The organism is Thermoflexus sp. (assembly GCF_042408815.1).
Taxonomy (GTDB): Bacteria; Chloroflexota; Anaerolineae; order Thermoflexales; family Thermoflexaceae; genus Thermoflexus.
Genome location: NZ_JBHOQR010000036.1, coordinates 1 through 17,513, shown reverse-complemented (window position 1 = coordinate 17,513; position 17,513 = coordinate 1). Strand labels below are relative to the sequence as shown.

Below are 17,513 nucleotides of genomic sequence, written 5' to 3'. Positions count from 1 at the left end.
TGGTTTCCATCCGAACAGGCGGCCCGGGATTTGAATGCCGGGTTCAGGCCCGACTCACTCCAGAGCGCCCGGCAGGGGATTCTGGGCGAAGGGCAGTGTAGCCAGGCGGGCCGGAATGGCTCGTTCGCCGGATCGAACGGAAACGGGGCGACCGGGCTCGGCGTATTCCCGCAATACGTATCCGAGACCGATGGGACCCCACCGGGGGGAACGAATTGAACTGGTCAACCACCCGACCTCCCGTCCCTCCACCTCCAGGCGGGCGCCTTCGGCTGGGATCTCCTCCTCCAGATACAGGCCCATCAAGCGGCGGCGGACTTTCTCATAGTGTTCCAGGCGGGCGATGACTTCCTGCCCGATATAGCAGCCCTTCTGGAAGGAAATCGCGAACCGAAGGCCGGCTTCCAGTGGATTCACCCTTTCAGTCAGCTCCCGACCCCATACGGGGATCCCCTGTTCGATCCGCCAGATCTCCCACATGGCCTTCCCCATGGCCGGCACGCCCTGCGCCTCCAGATGTTCCTGCAGCATCCGGATGGGATTGGGGGGGCCGATGATCCAGAGGGCAGGCGGGAAATCGATCCTCGCCGCGAGGACCTCTATGCCGGCGACCCGGATCCACTGGCCGGCATAAGGGGGGCCAGGCGACCACCCCAGGCGCTCGGCGGCCCGGGGCCCGATCAGCGCTATGGCCTCCCAGCGGTCAGCGCCGTCTTCGATGCGGACCCGATCCCGGAAAAAGATATACTGTCGAAGCCATGAGCTCAGCGTCGGGCCGGCCCCGGGAGATGTCAGGAGCAGGATCTCTTCCTCCAGCGCCCAGGCATGGACCCAGTCGATGATCCGCCCGGTGGAGGTGGTGAAGACCGTGGGGAGGACCATCCCGGGTTGCATCGCGCGGAAGTCATGGGTGGACATCCGTTGCAGGAAGGCCAGCCGATCCTCCCCGCGCACCAGGAGCCGCCCCCATTGCTCATCTTTCCAGATCGCGGCATCCTGCCATGCCGCAATCCACGTCCGTTCGATGGCCATCGGGTCTGACCTCTCCCCCGGCCCTTGTGGGGAAGGGAGATGGAGGGTTCGGTCTGCGTTTCAAGTCAGGTTGCTGGTTTCAGTTCCCCGGATTCATGATCATAGCAGATCCATGCCTTACCTTCAACGCGATTGGAGAGCGAAGGGCGGTTCCCCTCTTGTTCGGTCGGGATGAGTCGAGGAAGACTGATGGAGGCGGGAGGATGAAGGCGTTTCCCCAGTGGATCGCCCTGGCCGGGGGGCTTCTGTTGGGATGGGCGGTTCCTCTGGCGCTGGCTCGGATGGAGGCGGATTTGCTCCCTCCACCGCTCTGGGGTCCGAATGCGGTCGCGAACAGCGATCGTAGTGGCTTCGCCCAGCAGGAGCCTAGTCTGGCCATCCATCCTCAAAATCCCGGGAATCTGGTGGTGGCCGCTAAGGATTTCCGTCGCACTCAGGATATCACCCGCGAGGTCTGGATCTATGTCTCTTTCGATGGCGGGCGTTCCTGGCCGATCCAGCTTCCCTTCCCCGGGCTCCCTCCTGCGATCACCCGGCAGAGCGATCCCGTGGCTCTGGCGGCCGAAAACGGGCGCTTCTACGTTCTGGTCCTGGGGGCAGGGACCCCTGCTTACCGCCACCATGGGCTCTTTCTGACATGGTCGGATGACGGGGGGCGCACGTGGCGGGACGCGGTGACGGTGATTTCGGAGCCATCGACCATTCTCGATGATAAGCCATGGTTGGCCCGTGATAACCGGCCTGGCAGCCCGTTCTACGGGCGCCTCTATGTGGCCTGGCGCCCCATGCATGCCGATGTGCTGTGGATGGTTCACTCCGGAGACGGGGGGCTTTCCTGGTCACCCCCGGTGACTGCGACGGAAGGGGAAGGTGTTCAGGGGGCTATGCCGGTGATCGGAGCGGACGGCGCGGTCCATCTGTTCTATGTGGAACCGATGTCCCCGACCACGCCGGGGGAGATCCGCGTGGTGACTTCCTTCGATGGTGGGCGTTCCTTCTCTGCCCCCCGGACGGTGGCCCACGTCCTCCAGCCTCCCAGCCCGGTGCGGCCCTACGACCGGTGGCGGCTTTACACGCTCCCCAGCGCGGCGGCGGATCCTTCCGATGCAAACCGGCTCTATGTCACGTGGACCGAGCTCTCCACCCGGGGAGATTTGGGGACGGAGGTGGTCTTCGCCCGTAGTGAGGATGGCGGTCGAACGTGGAGCATATCCATTCCGTTCGCCGCCCCTGGCGATGCGGCCCATCCCATCGTGCGAACGGATTCCCGCGGATGGGTGCATTTGTTCTGGCTGGACCGCCGGCGGGATCCAGGAAACCGTCTGTTCGATGCTTTTTATGCGTATTCGCCGGATGGCGGCCGGACGTGGAGCCTGCCGTTCCGGGTCAGCAACCGCTCCTTTGACCTCAATGTGGGGGTGCCGCCGATCAGCCCGGCCCCCGGGGATTACTGGGGCCTGGATGTGGTCCGCGATCGGGTGTGCGCGGCCTGGAGCGACACCCGATTCGGAGATGAAGATATCATGGTCGCGTGTGGGATCCTTCCCGCTTCCGCGCGCCTGTTGCTTCCGCTCGTTCCGCTCTGGTGAGCCTGGGGCCGGGCAGGCGTCGCGGATTGGCCCGGGGAATAGGCGGCGATGCCGCCCTCGAAGGATGTGAAACTGGATTGGTCCATCTGGACGCGGTTGGCCCGAGGGGGATGGCCCCGCGGAGGAGATCCGCGCTCCGATCCGGAGGGAAAGTGAAGGATGGAAGCGGCTCGACGGGCGACAGCGCAAGCCCATCCAAATATTGCCTTTATCAAATACTGGGGGAATCGGGACGACCGGCTTCGCCTTCCGGCGAACCCTTCTCTCTCGATGAATCTGGGGGCGCTGCGCACGGTGACTACGGTGACGTTCCTGGAGGAGGAAGGGCCGGATGTTCTGATTTTGAATGGGATCCGGGTGGAGGGCCCGGCTCGGGATCGGGTGGAGGGGTTCCTGAATTATGTGCGGGGGGAGGCTGGGTTTCGGGGGCAGGCCGTGGTGGAGTCGAACACGGACATCCCGGCCGGGGTGGGGCTGGCTTCCTCGGCGGCCGCCTTTGCGGCGCTGGCGGTGGCTGCCGCCGCGGCACTGAGCCTGGATCTTTCGGAACGCGAGCTCTCCATGCTGGCCCGGCTCGGCTCCGGGTCGGCCTGTCGGTCCGTGCCCCCTGGCTTTGTGGAATGGGTGGCGGGAGAGCGCCACGAGGATTCGTATGCCTACAGCATCGCCCCGCCCGAGCACTGGGCGTTGTGGGATGTGATCGCCATCGTCAGCGAACAGCATAAGGTGGTCAGCTCCAGCGAGGGCCATCGCCGGGCGGCCACCAGCCCGCTCCACGCCCTGCGGGTGGTGACAGCCTCTGAACGGGTTGCTCGCTGTCGGGAGGCGATCCAGCGACGGGACTTCGAATCCCTGGCGGAGATTGCGGAGACGGATGCGATCTGGATGCACGCCGTGATGATGACCTCGCGGCCTCCGTTGTTCTACTGGGAGCCCGCCACCATCACGGTCCTGCAGGCTGTCCGTCGCTGGCGGGAGGAAGGGTTGCCAGTGGCCTTCACGCTGGACGCCGGGCCCAATGTGCATGTGCTCTGTCCGGGGGAAGTCGCCCACGAGGTGGCCCAGCGGCTGGGGCGCGTGCCGGGGGTGCGGCGGGTGCTGACCAGCGGGCCGGGGGGTGGAGCCTCTCGGATCCCGGGTTCCTAGGGATCCGGAGGAGTGTTGCTGACCTCCCGTAGAGGAAAAGGGGCCAATCCGGATAAATTCCCTTTGGAGGAACCATGAGCGAGCCAATGATCGGAGTGCCCTGGGGAATCCTGGGATTCCTGCTGGTTTTGGGTCCTTTGATTTTTTTCCATGAGCTGGGACATCTGCTGACCGCCAAGCTGGGTGGGGTTGCGGTCGAGGAGTTCGGTTTCGGTTTCCCTCCGCGCCTGGTGACCATGGGCCGCTGGGGAGAGACGGTTCTGTCCCTCAACGCGATCCCCTTTGGGGGCTTCGTGCGGCTACGCGGGGAAGAAGATCCGGAGATTCCAGACGGGTTCGCCGCCCGGCCGTGGCCGTGGCGGCTGCTGATCCTGGCGGCGGGCCCGTTGATGAATATGCTGGTCGCCTGGGGGGTGCTGATCCTGGTCTTCCTGCTCGGGGTTCCTGCTTCCCGAGTGCAGATCCAGGGTGTCGCTGCGGATTCGCCCGCGGCCCGAGCCGGGCTTCGATCGGGCGATTTCCTCATCGCCCTAGAGGGGATTCCGGTCTTCACGACCGAGGAGGTGCGGAGGCTGGCCCAGGAGCGCCGGGGACAAACCGTGATCCTGCGGATCCGTCGCAACGGCGTGGAGCGGGAGGTCTCCGTGTATGTGCGGCCGGATCCGCCTCCCGGTCAGGGCGCGATGGGGGTTATTATCGCCACCGTGCCGGATTACCAGCGGATTCAGCGCTTCGGCGTTTCCGGGGCGATCGCCCGGGGCACGGCGATGTTCGCCATGCTGACTGGTCAGCTCTTCAGCCTGCCGGCCCGCATCGTGCTGGGACTCGTCCCCCCCAGCGTGCTTCAGCCAGCGGGCCCGATTCGAATTGGGGCGGAGGCTGGCAAGGTGCTTCAAACCAGCGTGGAGGTGGGCTCGCCGGATGTGTTCCTGACCTTCATAGCTTTGATCAGCCTGGCCCTCGCGTTCACCAATCTCCTGCCGATCCCCGCCTTGGATGGTGGACGGATCCTGTTCGTCCTGGTGGAAGCGGTGCGGGGCCGACGGGTGGATCCGCAGCGGGAGCGGGTTGTCCATCTGATCGGCTTCTTCCTTCTGATCGCGCTTCTGGTTTTCCTCACTGTGCGAGAGGCTGGCGAGCTTTTGCGGCCAGCTGGCTCGTAAGCGGCCGCCCTGGCCTCGCCCGCGGGCAGTGGAGGCCACCGAACCCCGTCCGGATGGCCGGGGCAGCTGTTGCACCAGACATCCCTTTGGGATTCGGGGAGAGGAAGACCCACGGAACCCTTTTCAGAAGGCGGAATCGGCTCATGTCGGGAATATCCAAGAATCGACCGGTTGTGGCGACGACGTTTTACGTGCGCTATGCCGAAACCGACCAGATGGGTATCGTGCATCATAGTGCCTATCTGGTCTGGTTTGAGGAAGGGCGAAGCCAGTATATGCGCGCCTGCGGGGCCGACTATGCGGATATCGAGCGCAGCGGGGCCTTGTTCGCGGTGACGGAAGCGCACGCCCGTTATGAGGCTCCCGCCCGCTACGGCGATCGCGTCACGGTGCGCACGTGGGTGGAGGAGGTCCGCAGCCGCGCCATCACCTTCCGCTACGCCGTTTACAATGCCGATACCGGGGAGCGCCTGGCCACGGGCTGGACCCGGCATGTCTGTCTCGATCGCAACGGCCGGGTCACGGTGATCCCGGAGATCTGGCGATCCATGCTGGCTCGGGGTCCTCAATCGGCCTCCTTTGGGGATCAGCGCGTTCAGGTGGAGGAAGTGAGGTGAGGGCGGACGGGGCGCTGCGAGCGCCATGACAATCCGTTCTCCGGAGGACACACCATGGAATATCGCACCCTGGGACGAACTGGTCTCAAGGTCTCCGTTCTCTGCCTGGGAACCATGACCTTCGGCTGGACGGCGGATGAGCCCACGGCCCATCGGATCCTCTCCGCCGCGGTGGACGCGGGCATCCATTTCATCGATACGGCCGACATCTATCCGTATTGGGCTCCAGGGGCATGGGCCGGGCGTACCGAAGAGATCATCGGCCGCTGGCTGAAGGGGCAGCGGCGCGAGGCCTTGGTCATCGCCACGAAGGTGCGTGGGCCGATGGGCCCGGGCCCGAACGACCAGGGGCTCTCCCGAAAGCACATTATGGAAGCGGTGGAAGGGAGTCTCCGCCGCCTGGGGACCGATTACATCGATCTTTATCAGGTTCACTGGCCCGATGAGGAGACGCCCCTTGAGGAGACCCTTCGGGCGCTGGATGATCTGGTGCGGCAGGGGAAGGTGCGCTACATCGGGGCCTCGAACTTCCCGGCGTGGCTGCTCTGCAAGGCGCTGTGGATCAGTGATCGGCATGGATGGGCGCGCTTCGATAGCCTGCAGCCGCATTATAACCTGCTCCACCGGGCGGAGTTCGAGCGAGAGCTGATGGCTTTATGTCGGGATCAAGGCCTGGGCGTGATTCCCTACAGCCCGCTGGCGGGCGGCTTCCTCACCGGGAAATACCGACGAGATGCCCCACCCCCTTCCGGCAGTCGAGGGGCAGTCAGCGAATGGCTCTCGCGTTACCTCCGGAGCGAGCGGGCATGGCGAACCCTGGAGGAGGTGAAGCGGATCGCCCGTGAGCTCGGCAAAACGCCTTCTCAGGTTGCCCTGGCCTGGGTGTTGAGCAACCCGGTGGTGACCAGCCCGATCATCGGGGCCAGCACCGTCGAGCAGTTGCAGGAACTCCTCGGCGCGGTAGGTTGGTCCCTTCCAGAGGAGGCAAAACAGCGCCTGGATGCCCTCACCGCGTGGGAAAACGAGGAAAACGATTAAGAACGATTCGGCAGCCGTTGGTCGGAGACGCTGAGAACCGGAACGGCACCAACCCTGCGGATCCGGGCGAGATGATTCCCGCAGCGCTTAAGGAGCTCCATGCGGGTGGTCTTGCTCTCCAAAGCTCTGGTCGTGGGGGCCTATCAACGCAAAGCGGAGGAGATCGCCCGCCACGAGGATATCGAGCTTATCGTGCTCGTCCCTCCCGCCTGGCGGGATGAACGAGGGATGCTTCCCCTCGAGCGGGCGCACACCCGGGGCTATACCCTGCTGGTGGAGCCCATTGCTCTCAACGGGCACTTCCACCTGCACTTCTATCCCCACCTGAGCCGACGCCTGCGCGCCCTGCGGCCAGATCTCCTGCACATCGAGGAGGAGCCCTATAACCTGGCGACCTGGCATGCCGTCCGGGTCGCGAAACGGATGGGGATCCGAGTGATCTTTTTCTCCTGGCAGAACCTCCTCCGTCGCTATCCGCTGCCCTTCCGCTGGTGGGAACGGGAGGTCCTCCGATCCGCCGACGCGGCGATTGTGGGCAGCGAGACGGCCGCCCGGGTCTGGCGGGCCAAGGGATACGCAGGGCCTCTGGCGGTGATCCCCCAGGTGGGGGTGGATCCGGAGTTATTCTCGCCGGTGGCGGAGCGGCCGCCCCGGCCTTTCACCATCGGCTACGTGGGCCGGTGGGTTCCCGAGAAGGGGATCGATCTCCTGCTCCGGGCGGCCGCAGGGCTGGCCGGAGGCTGGCAGATGCGGATCATCGGGAGCGGCCCGGCAGGGCCGGCCCTGCGCCGGCTGGCGGAACGCCTGGGGCTCTCCGGACGCGTCTCCTTTGAGCCTCCATTGCCCTCCACGCGTATGCCGGAGGTCTATCGGAGCCTGGATGTGCTGGTGCTTCCCTCCCGAACCCGGCGGAACTGGACGGAGCAGTTCGGCCGGGTGCTGATCGAGGCGATGGCATGCGGCGTTCCGGTCATCGGCTCCTCCGCCGGGGAGATCCCTTGGGTGATCGGGGAGGCTGGGCTGGTGTTCCCGGAAGATCAGGAGGACGCTTTGCGGGAAGCCCTCCGGCGTCTGATGGAAGACCCCTCGCTCTACCAGTCCCTGCGGGAGAAGGGCCGGCAGCGGGTCCTGGAGCGGTTCACCCATCAGCGGATCGCCGCAGATACGGTAGCGGTGTATCGAGCGGTTGTCCATCGACCCTGAAAGCCAGGGATGCGTGGTCCATGCTGGCGCTGGGGGCGGAGCGGGTTGCCTGGAGGGCCGCGCTTCGTTTGATTCCGGCTGCCTTCCATGGAAGGCCTTGCGAAGGCCCTGGAGGTGGGTGAAAATAAATAGCCTGATCTCTTGCCGGTGCGACCCATGGCGATCCGCCTCGCTTTCCCGATTACAATCCAGACCGATCGAACGATCTGGCTGGAAACCCGGCACCCGGAGTATGAGCAGGCCCGGGATGTCCTGGCCTGCTTTGCGGATTTGGAGCGAAGCGCCGGGTCGATCCATGTCTATCGAATGACCCCCCTCTCGGTATGGAACGCGGCCGCCCTGGGCCTCACGGCGGAGGAGATCCTGGCCGGGCTCGAACGGTTCAGCGGCGGCCATGTCCCCGAGACGCTCCGCCAGGAGATCCGGGAATGGATGGCTCGCTACGGACGGTTTCGTCTGGAGATGGAGAACGGCCGGCTCTGGCTGGTCGCCGATGATCCGGCGCTCCTGGCCTGGGCCGTCGATCAATCCGTGGTCGCTCCCTTCCTCCGGACGGCCCCGGGAGGCCCGATCCGGGATCGGGTGGAGGTGGAGCCCCGGGCCCGCGGACATCTGAAGCAAGCGCTCCTTTATCTGGGTTACCCGGTAGAGGATGCGGCCGGATACATCGAGGGGGCGCGCTTGGATCTACGCCTGCGCCCGGCCTCCCGGTCGACGGGCGAGCCGTTCCGCCTGCGGCCTTACCAGGAGGAGGCCGTTGAAGCTTTCCTCCAGGCGGGGAGTGGGGTGGTTCTGCTTCCCTGCGGGGCCGGGAAAACGATGGTGGGCCTGGGGGTGATGGCCCGGTTGCAAACGGCCACGCTGATCATCGCCACCAGCACGGTGGCCGCCCGCCAGTGGATCGCTGAGATCCTGGATAAAACCGATCTGAGCCCGGATCAAATCGGGGAATACACCGGCCACCGGAAGCAGATCCGTCCGGTGACAGTGGCCACCTACCAGATCCTCACCCACCGTCCCCGACGGGATTTCGAGGAGGACCTTCTCCGCCAGTTCCCCCATTTCCGCCTGTTCAACGCCCTGGACTGGGGGCTGATCATCTACGATGAGGTCCATCTGCTGCCCGCGCCAGTCTTCCGCATCACAGCGCAGCTCCAGGCCCGGCGACGTCTGGGGTTAACCGCCACGCTGGTGCGGGAGGATGGCCTGGAGCGGGAGGTGTTCGCCATGATCGGCCCCAAGCGTTACGAGGCGCCATGGCGGGAGTTGGAGGCACGGGGCTGGATCGCTGCCGTGGAATGCCATGAGGTCCGTGTTCCGATGGGGCCGGAGGATCGGCTTCGATACGCCGCGGCGGAAGAAAGCGAGCGGTATCGCCTCGCGGCCACCAATCGGGCCAAGGAGCCTGTGGTCCGTCAGTTGCTGGAAAAGCATCTGGACGATACCGTGCTGATCATCGGCCATTATCTGGAGCAGCTGGAGCGGATCGCCCGGGCAATCCGCTCCCCGCTGATCACCGGCCGCACACCGGTGGTCGAGCGGGAGCGGCTCTTCGACCAGCTGCGTCGGGGGGAGATCCGCCGCCTGGTGGTCTCGCGGGTGGGCAATTTCGCGATCGATCTCCCGGACGCTAACGTGCTCATCCAGGTTTCGGGGACTTTCGGATCACGACAGGAAGAGGCCCAGCGTTTGGGCCGGATCCTTCGCCCCAAGCGCAATGGGGTCCTAGCGCACTTCTACACCCTGGTGAGCCGGGATACGGTGGAGCAGGATTATGCCGCCCGGCGCCAGTTGTTTCTCACGGAGCGGGGCTATCGATATGAGATCCTTGAGGCGGAGGAATTGCCTGCTTATCACCCTGCTGTCGCGGATGTGCCGGTCTGGTATCGTTCCCTGCCGGGCTCCCGCTCCGATGGACGAGGGCCTTCCTCCAATGGTCATGGATCGCTGGCTTGATGGATTCCCCCGCTCGCTCCTGATAGAGGCATTCCGCCTGTGGTCCTCCGGCCGGATCCACTGGCGCTCCGGAGATGGAGACGTGCTCTTCGCGACGGTTTTCCCGCCATCTCGATCGAAGACCCCCACGGGCGTTCCCCGGGAAATGAAATGGCGGCGACCCTGCCCCGGAGGGGAGATCCGTCTGGAGACGCTGCGGGAGCGGGGCTGTGGATGTCGTGGCAGCAAACCATGCGCCCATGAGGTGGCAGCCTGGCTGGCCCTGCTGCTGGATATCGGGCCCGCCCCGGCGGAGGGTCTGGAAGATCTGCGGCGGCTGGAAGCCCAGCTGGAACAGCGGACGACGGTGGAGCTGCTCCGCCTGGCCCGCCTTCGGGGATGGCCCCTTCCCCGCGGGCGCAAGCCGGAGCGGGTGCGCCGGCTGGCCGCTCGGCTTTTCCTTTATTTCCGGCTGGGGCTGTGGCGGGAGGAGCTGGATCCGGAGCTGGAGGGCCTCTTAGGTCTGATCCGTTTGCTGGGAGCCGAACGGGTGGATCTGGAGGATCTCGAAACGCGGTGGATCCGCTGGACAGGTGGGGAACGCCGGGTGTTCCGGCAGATCTGGAACCGGGCGATCCGGAAGGGGTTGCTGATCCCCTGCGTCCTGGGCCATGAGACACGGCCGCGTCCCCATGCGCATCTCGTCGCCGCCCTGGAGATCTCCGCGCTCCCGGCCCCCGTGTTCCCGATCACGGTTTATCGCGGTTTCCCACCGGATCGGATTGTGGCGGCGCCCCCGATCGCCCCGCTGCTGCGGGAAGCCTGTCGCGGGCTGTTCCCTCAGCGGTTCGGGATCCCCCTCCGCGTGCATCCCCGGGCGAGGATGTTCCCATGGTTGTGGGGATGGCCTCATGATCCGGAGGAAGTAGAGGCTCTCCTCGCCCGCCATCCGTGGGGCCCTCCCCCCTACGAGTGGATCACGGTGCCGGTGAGCGGGCTGGCCTCTGAGACAGTTGAGGCAGTGATGGAACGGATCGGGTTGCCATGGGAAGGCGCGGCGTTCCTGGTGGAGGCCATGGGGCGGCTTTCCGGCGCCCCGCTGGGGGAGATCTTCCCCGCCTCACCGGCCCTGAGGGAGGCCGACGATGCGGAGATCATGGATCAGCTGTGGAGGCTGTGGCAGAGCGGCGCTACTCTGTTTGAAATCCTCTGGCTTCAGCGCTGGGATCCAACGGTTCGCCTGTTGCGGTCTATCGGCTGGATCGGGGGAATGGAGCAGCTCTATTACGAATGGGGGCTGGGCCGGCAGGTCCTGATCCGCCTACTGGGTGGGCTGCCGGACGAATGGGTGGATTGGACCGATGTGGCGCGGGCGCTGGAGGCGGTGCAGCCGCCGGGATTCGCGGGCCCCTCTCTCGACCGGCCCTGGCGGCTGGTCCGTGGCCACCCGGTTCAGGAGCCGCTCCCGCTCGCTGAGCATGTGCGGGCCTACCTTGAGGGATCGCTGTTCTGGCTGGGAGCAGTGGCCCTCGCCTATGAAGGCGATGCGCTCCGGGCGTTCCGTCTGACGCCGCGCGGCCGCCGCTGGGTCCGAGGGGAAACCGATGCGGGCGCCCCGCTCGCGGAAGGGGCGCTGGAGGGGGTCTCCCTGCCCGAGACCCGATGGCTGGATGAGCGGACCTGGTCGGTGCGGCCGGGGCCAGAGTCTGCCCGTCTGCTCGGGCTCTCCAGCCGCCTGGGCCGTCCGACGGGCTCCCCCTTCGTGTTCACGCTGGATGAAGTGCGGATCGAGGGGCTGCTTCGGGAGGGATATCGACCGGAGGAGATCCTGGCCCTCTTCGAGGCTTCAGGCCTGTCGCCCACCCCCACGCTGCGTCAGGCGCTCCAGGAGGCATGGGCGCGTCTTAGCCGGGTGCAGGTGTTCGAGAACGTCACCCTCCTGGAGACCGGAGATCCGCTCCTTCTGCAGGAGCTTCTCACAGCCACCTCCTTGGGGTCCGCCATCTTGGGTTGGCTGGCGCCTAACTTGGTCATCCTGGAGGAGTCTGCCCTGGAGCGTCTGTGGAAGGAGATGCGGGATCGGGGATACTACCCCACCATGGTGCGGGATTGAATCCTCAGAGGAGGCGCCAGGGTCACCGGCCCGGCGTGGATACCTATATGATTGGGTGTGGTATCATAAATCAAGATGGGATTTTCCGCTGAGGGCTTTGCCCACATCTTTTGCCCTTCCCCAGTGGCGGGGTTTGGAGACGAATCTCAGGAGGCGTCCGATGGCGGAAGAGCTCACGCAGGAAGAGAGGAGCCAGGTGGAGGCCCCGGTGGTGGCCCTGACGGAGGGGGCAGCCCGGAGGCTGCAGCAGATCATGGCCGAGAAAAAGCTGGAGGGGTATTTCCTCCGGGTGTTTGTCGCCGGTGGGGGATGCGCGGGCCTTCAGTATGGAATGGGGTTCGAAGCCGAGCCGGAGGCCGAGGATTATCAAATCGAAAGCCACGGGATCCGCATCCTGGTGGACCCCATCAGCGCGATGTATCTGTGGGGCTCCACCATCGACTATGTGGACGCCCTGATGGGGGGCGGTTTCCAGATCCACAATCCCAATGCGATCGCGACCTGTGGATGCGGCCACTCTTTCCGCACCCAGGGCGGTGCTGCTCCCTCTGGTGGCGGATGCCGTTGCCATTAAGAGCGCCGGATCTCGGGGAGCAGCCGCTTTCCCAGTAGGCTGCCCAAAGCAGACACCAGTTTGTCTCGGATTCGGGGGGCGGGGTTGTTCTTTGATTTTAAGGGCTACAGGGGCGCCGAAGGCGCTCCCCGTAGCCCTCGCGGTCCTTCCCCGCTTCATCCCTCTCGTTGCCGAATCACAGCTCCCAGCCGCTCCGCTGCCGCTCGGATCAGCCGTTCCCGCAACGCGGCGACTTCGCGATCCGTGAGGGTGCGGTCCTCGGCCTGGTAGACCACAGTGAATGCCAGGCTCCGGTGGTCGGGCGGGATGGGAGCGCCCTGATAGACATCGAAGAGGCGCACCTCGCGCACCAGGGGGGCGCCGGCCTCCCGGAGCACAGCAGCCAGGGCGGCCGCTGGCACGCTCTCTGGAACGATGAAGGCGAGATCCTCGACCACAGGAGGCACTCGGGGCACCGCCTCAAAGGCGTGAGCCAGCGGCGTCAGCGCCTGGAGGGCCTCCAAATCCAGCTCGGCCACCAGCACGGGTTGATCGGGCAGCTCCCACATCCGACGCACCAGCGGATGCAATTCTCCCAGGATCCCGATGGGGCGCCCCCTTGCCATTACTTCAGCTCCACGGCCTGGATGAAGCGTCGGATGTTCCACACGCTCGAACACGACCTCCGGGATGTGAAGCCGCTCCAGCAGGGTCTCCACAATCCCCTTCAGGTCGAAGAAATCCATGGGCGCGCGATCCACCGTCAGCCATGAAACCGGATCCCGGGGGCCGGTGAGGGCCAGGCCCACTCGCCGCGGCTCCTCCGGCAACGCGGCACCCGGGATCGGGAGGAAGACTTTCCCCACCTCAAAGAGAGCCACCCGCTCCCGGAACCGCAGGTTGGCAGCCAGGATGCGCAACAGGCCCGGCAGCAGAGTATGGCGGAGTACCGTGCGCTCCTCGCTGATCGGGTTGATCAGACGGAGATACTCCAGAGCGGTGTAAGGATTCGCGACGCCGGGTGGGGTTAGGCGGGCTTCATCCTCGGGATGGATCAGGGAATAGGTGATCACCTCCTGGAGCCCGCAGGCGACCAGGATGTCCCGCACCCGCTCCTCGAAGGCCCAGGCGGGGTTCCCCCGCTGGGGCGGCAGGGGATCCCGCAGACGCGTCTCCGGGATCCGATCATAGCCCCAGATCCGGGCGATCTCCTCGACAAGGTCCTCCGGCCGATTGCAATCCAGCCGGTGATCCGGCACGGTCACCCGCCAGGCCGTCGGCGGCGATGGGCGGCGGCCCCGACGGCGGGAGGGCGCGATCGGCTCCATCTGGAATTCCAGGGAGCGGAGGATCCGCTCGATCTGCCGGGGGGGGATCGAGAAGCCCAGGACCCGCTCCACCGCTTCGACGGAGAGCGGGATCACCACACGCCGGGCTTTTCGCACATAGGCATCAGCGATCCCCCGGGCCACGAGGCCCCCCGCCAGCCGCTGCATGAAGGCGGCTGCCCGCTGAGCGGCCGGGATGGTGAGGGCCGGGTGGATCCCCCGGCCGAAGCGGGCGCTGGCCTCGCTAGGCAGCCGGTGGCGGGCGGCGGTGCGGCGGATGGAGACGAAATCGAAGTTCGCTGATTCCAGAAGGACGGCCCGGGTGGCTTCCGTGACCTCCGTCTCGGCCCCGCCCATCACGCCGGCGATCGCAATGGGCCCGGCCTCATCGCAGATCAGCAGATCCTCGGGATCGAGGGTTCGATCCACTCCATCCAGCGTGCGGATGCGCTCGCCGGGTCGGGCGCGGCGGACGATGATCGTGGGCGGGCGGCCGCTGGCGCGCTCCACCAGCCGGTCGTAATCGAAGGCGTGGAGCGGCTGGCCCCATTCCAGCATCACGTAGTTGGTGATATCCACAATGTTGTTGATCGGGCGGAGCCCGCACAGCCGCAGACGCCATTGCATCCAGTAGGGGGAAGGACCGACCCGGATGTCCTGGATCACCATCGCGGAATAGCGCGGACAGCCCTGAGGATCCTCAATCCGGATCTCCATGAGACGGCGGACGGCCGGGCCCAGGGCCTTCACCACGGTGGAGGGATATCGGAGGCGTCGGCCGGTGAGGGCGGCCACCTCACGGGCGATCCCGATCATCGAGAAGGCGTGAGCCAGGTTGGGAGTGAGATCGATGTCCAGCACGGCGTCGCCCATGTAATCCGCCAGAGGCATCCCTACCGGCGCCTCTGGGTCCAGCAGGATGATCCCCTCGTGGTCCTCCGAGATCCCTAGCTCCTTCTCTGAGCATACCATTGCATCCGAGTAGATCCCTCGGATCGCCCGGCCCTGAAGGGTCATCTTCACCCAGCCGGGCTGATGGCCATCGTAAAGCGTCGCCCCCTCCAGGGCGAAGGCCACCTTCAGCGGCCGCTCCGGGGGGCGCTCCATGAAGGGGAAGAGGTTCGGAGCGCCGGTGACCACCACCTTCGGTTCCCTCCGGCCGTAATCCACGGTGGCCAGGAGCAGGCGGTCAGCGTTCGGATGGCGCTCCACCCGAAGGATCTGGCCCACAACGATCCGCTCCCGATCCCATTCCAGGGGGGCGCCGGGGATCCCGAACCGCTCGATGGCGGTCACCTCCAGGCCGGCCATGGTCAACCGTTCCGCCAGCTCCTCCGGCGGGAGCTCCACCTTCACGTATTCCTGCAACCAGCGCAACGGAACCCGCATCACGCGTCCCTCCCGCATCCATTTGTGGTCGAGCACGAGGCGAAGCGCCTGTTAGAGGCGTTCCCAAGATAGGGAACCTGAAGCCCCCCGATGTAGGGCCTTTCCCAGCCGGTCCGTCAGCTCGCTCTCGTGGCACCAGATGGCCATCGGCAGCGGATCCAGGAAGACCGCCACATCGATGTCCCGAAAGGTCTCTGCCTCAAGTGAAGACCCCATCAGGCTCCCCGGGCCAGAGCTGTGGCCAGGAGCCTGGCGATCTGTTCTTTTTCCTCCGGGGAAACCCGATAGATCTTCATCCGAATTGCTCTAAGAAACGCAGGTCGTTGGCCCAGAAATATCGAATGTCGTCGATGCGATGTTTCAGCATGGTAATGCGCTGCGGCCCCATGCCGAAGGCGAAGCCGGTGAAGCGCCGGGGATCATATCCCCCGTTCTCCAGCACTACCGGGTGCACCATCCCGGCTCCAGCGATCTCCAGCCACCCTGTGAACTTGCACACCCGACAGCCGAGCCCCTCGCATAGGATGCAATCGATGTCCACCTCCACGCTGGGCTCTGTGAAGGGGAAATAAGAGGGGCGGAAACGGATCCGGCGATCCGTCCCAAACATCCGGCGGGCGAAATCCGCCAGGGTGCCCTTCAGATCGGTCATGGTCACCCGCTCGCCGATTGCCAGCCCTTCGACCTGGTGGAACATGATCTCGGAGCGAGCGGTGATCTGCTCGTAGCGGTAACACATCCCGGGCAGGATCACCCGCACCGGCTCCGGGCAGAAGGCCCGCATGGCGTGGATCTGGCCTGGTGAGGTATGGGTGCGCAGGATCACCCCCTCCCGGTCCGTGTAGAAGGTGCTCCACATATCCCGGGCCGGGTGATGAGGCGGGATGTTGAGCAGCTGGAAATTGTATTCGTCGGTCTCCACATCCCGGCTGGTGAAGACCTGGAATCCCATCTCGGCGAAGATGGCCACAATTTCCCGTAGGGTCTGAGTGGCCGGGTGAAGCCGGCCCGCGCGGACCGGTCGGCCGGGCAAGGTCACATCCAGGGGCGGGGCCTCCAGCTCCCGGCGCAGCGCGGCCTGGCGGATCGCTTCCAAGCGGGCCGCATAGGCCGCCTCGAGGGCTTCTTTCACTTCGTTGGCCTTGCGTCCGATGATCGGCCGTTGGTCTTTCGGCAATGTCCCTAGCATGGCGAACGTCTCCATCAGCCGGCTTCGCCGCCCCAGATAACCGGCATACCAGGCCCGGAGCGCCTCTTCGGTATCCAGCGCCTCCAGGGCCCGCAACGCCTCCTCCTGTAAGCGCTCCAGCTCCTCCGAGGTGATCATTCCCCATCTTTCCTCCTGGGAAGGATGAAAGCAGGTCTTCATGAAACAATCACGCCCTCATCCCTACCAGGGACGAGGGCGTGGGATCCCCCGCGGTACCACCCTGCTTGGCCTGGGCGCATCCGGCCCAGGCCCCCTCATCGGCCCATGGCTCCACCTCCCCATGGGCAGCCCAGGTAACGGCGGGCCCTCCGGGAGCGACTACTGCGGAGGCCGGGAAATCCCCCTCCGGTTCGCCGCTCCGGCTCCGGGGCGAACTTCAGCCGGCGGTCACCGAGCAGGGCTCTCAGCCTGCGACCCTGCCGCTCTGGCGGCGCCGCTCTGGCCTACTCCTCCCCTTCTTCGCCGTTCGAAGGTCTATTAAGATTGAGATGGCTCCGGGGTCTCCAGGGTCCAGGCTTGGGGGGCGATCAGTTCCCCCTGGGCCTGCAATAGAAGGCCCACCTGGCTCTCCCTGGCGATCTCCAGAGCGCGACGGTCCAGGGTCACGCCGAAGATGAGGGGCAACACATTCCCCCGAATGCCGTAAGCCTGCAGGGCTTGCACCACCCGGGTATTCCGTAGCAGATCGACGAACTCGTGAACCGCGCGGGGGCTGACACGGGCTTTCGCAGAGACGAGCACCCACGCTTCGTTCCCATCCGGCCCGCGGACCCGCGCGACCCCATCCAGCTCTCCCACCTGATCGATGGCCAGGGTGGTGATGGGTTCCAGGAGGGCATAGCCGCGTTCCCGCAGATAGCGTTGCAGCGCTTTCACCATCTCCCCTTCCACCGTCACCCCGATCGTCTGTCCGAACCGATCCAGGGTCCGCTGGAATTGCTCCTGACGCAGGAGAATCTGCTGGATGATCTCTTCGGTGCGGCGTTGGGCTTCGGCCAGGGCCCGGACTTCGGCGCTGAGCTCGGCGAAGCGGCGCTCGGTTTCGGCGCGGTGGGCGGCCAGGGATTCCTCGGTGCGGCGTTGGGCTTCGGCCAGGGCTCGGACTTCGGCGCTGAGCTCGGCGAAGCGGCGGTCGGTTTCGGCGCGGTGTGCGGCCAGGGATTCTTCGGTGCGGCGTTGGGCTTCGGCGAGCTCGGC

General features: G+C 65.8%; 13 protein-coding genes and 1 pseudogene. 9 read left to right on the top strand and 5 right to left on the bottom strand.

From position 1 onward, the window contains the following. Positions 1-54: 54 nt before the first annotated feature. Positions 55-1,032 carry a YgfZ/GcvT domain-containing protein gene (locus ACFMO3_RS11595; protein WP_376790566.1) on the bottom strand — a complete coding sequence of 326 codons (978 nt, stop codon included), beginning with the start codon at positions 1,030-1,032 and terminating at the stop codon, positions 55-57. A gap of 203 nt (positions 1,033-1,235) precedes the next feature. Here ACFMO3_RS11595 and ACFMO3_RS11590 point away from each other — a divergent pair, with 203 nt between their 5' ends. The 9 genes from ACFMO3_RS11590 to ACFMO3_RS11550 all read left to right on the top strand — a co-directional run bounded on the left by ACFMO3_RS11590 (position 1,236) and on the right by ACFMO3_RS11550 (position 12,410). Beyond that, a complete protein-coding gene (locus ACFMO3_RS11590; RefSeq protein WP_376790565.1) occupies positions 1,236-2,621 on the top strand; it encodes a sialidase family protein in 1,386 nt (461 codons plus the stop codon). 159 nt (positions 2,622-2,780) lie between these two features. Further along, on the top strand, positions 2,781-3,767 hold the full coding sequence (gene mvaD / locus ACFMO3_RS11585; RefSeq protein ID WP_376790564.1) for a diphosphomevalonate decarboxylase: 987 nt from the start codon (positions 2,781-2,783) through the stop codon (positions 3,765-3,767). A 74-nt stretch (positions 3,768-3,841) separates the two neighbouring features. Then, positions 3,842-4,930 (top strand): RIP metalloprotease, encoded by a 1,089-nt coding sequence (locus tag ACFMO3_RS11580; protein WP_376790563.1) that lies wholly within the window; start codon positions 3,842-3,844, stop codon positions 4,928-4,930. A 143-nt stretch (positions 4,931-5,073) separates the two neighbouring features. Then, positions 5,074-5,547 carry an acyl-CoA thioesterase gene (locus ACFMO3_RS11575; protein WP_376790562.1) on the top strand — a complete coding sequence of 158 codons (474 nt, stop codon included), beginning with the start codon at positions 5,074-5,076 and terminating at the stop codon, positions 5,545-5,547. Between the two features lie 54 nt (positions 5,548-5,601). Next, on the top strand, positions 5,602-6,585 hold the full coding sequence (locus ACFMO3_RS11570; protein ID WP_376790561.1) for an aldo/keto reductase: 984 nt from the start codon (positions 5,602-5,604) through the stop codon (positions 6,583-6,585). A gap of 99 nt (positions 6,586-6,684) precedes the next feature. Continuing rightward, entirely contained in the window at positions 6,685-7,788 is a 1,104-nt protein-coding gene (locus ACFMO3_RS11565) for a glycosyltransferase family 4 protein (protein ID WP_376790560.1), read from the top strand. Between the two features lie 156 nt (positions 7,789-7,944). Then, positions 7,945-9,744, top strand: a complete 1,800-nt coding sequence (locus ACFMO3_RS11560) for a DNA repair helicase XPB (RefSeq protein ID WP_376790559.1) — start codon at positions 7,945-7,947, stop codon at positions 9,742-9,744. 82 nt (positions 9,745-9,826) lie between these two features. Continuing rightward, on the top strand, positions 9,827-11,836 hold the full coding sequence (locus ACFMO3_RS11555; protein ID WP_376790558.1) for a hypothetical protein: 2,010 nt from the start codon (positions 9,827-9,829) through the stop codon (positions 11,834-11,836). 160 nt (positions 11,837-11,996) lie between these two features. Next, complete coding sequence (locus ACFMO3_RS11550) at positions 11,997-12,410, top strand: HesB/IscA family protein (RefSeq protein WP_376790557.1); 414 nt, start codon at positions 11,997-11,999, stop codon at positions 12,408-12,410. Positions 12,411-12,565: 155 nt separating this feature from the next. On the opposite strand, the gene pheT is transcribed toward ACFMO3_RS11550, so the two are convergent. The 4 genes and pseudogenes from pheT to ACFMO3_RS11530 all read right to left on the bottom strand — a co-directional run. After that, on the bottom strand, positions 12,566-15,106 hold the full coding sequence (gene pheT, locus ACFMO3_RS11545; RefSeq protein ID WP_376790556.1) for a phenylalanine--tRNA ligase subunit beta: 2,541 nt from the start codon (positions 15,104-15,106) through the stop codon (positions 12,566-12,568). Between the two features lie 51 nt (positions 15,107-15,157). Next, complete coding sequence (locus ACFMO3_RS11540; protein WP_376790555.1) at positions 15,158-15,322, bottom strand: hypothetical protein; 165 nt, start codon at positions 15,320-15,322, stop codon at positions 15,158-15,160. A 76-nt stretch (positions 15,323-15,398) separates the two neighbouring features. Then, entirely contained in the window at positions 15,399-16,433 is a 1,035-nt protein-coding gene (gene pheS / locus ACFMO3_RS11535; protein WP_376790554.1) for a phenylalanine--tRNA ligase subunit alpha, read from the bottom strand. Between the two features lie 360 nt (positions 16,434-16,793). Continuing rightward, positions 16,794-17,513 (bottom strand): annotated as a pseudogene (locus tag ACFMO3_RS11530) (hypothetical protein); the annotation flags it as partial.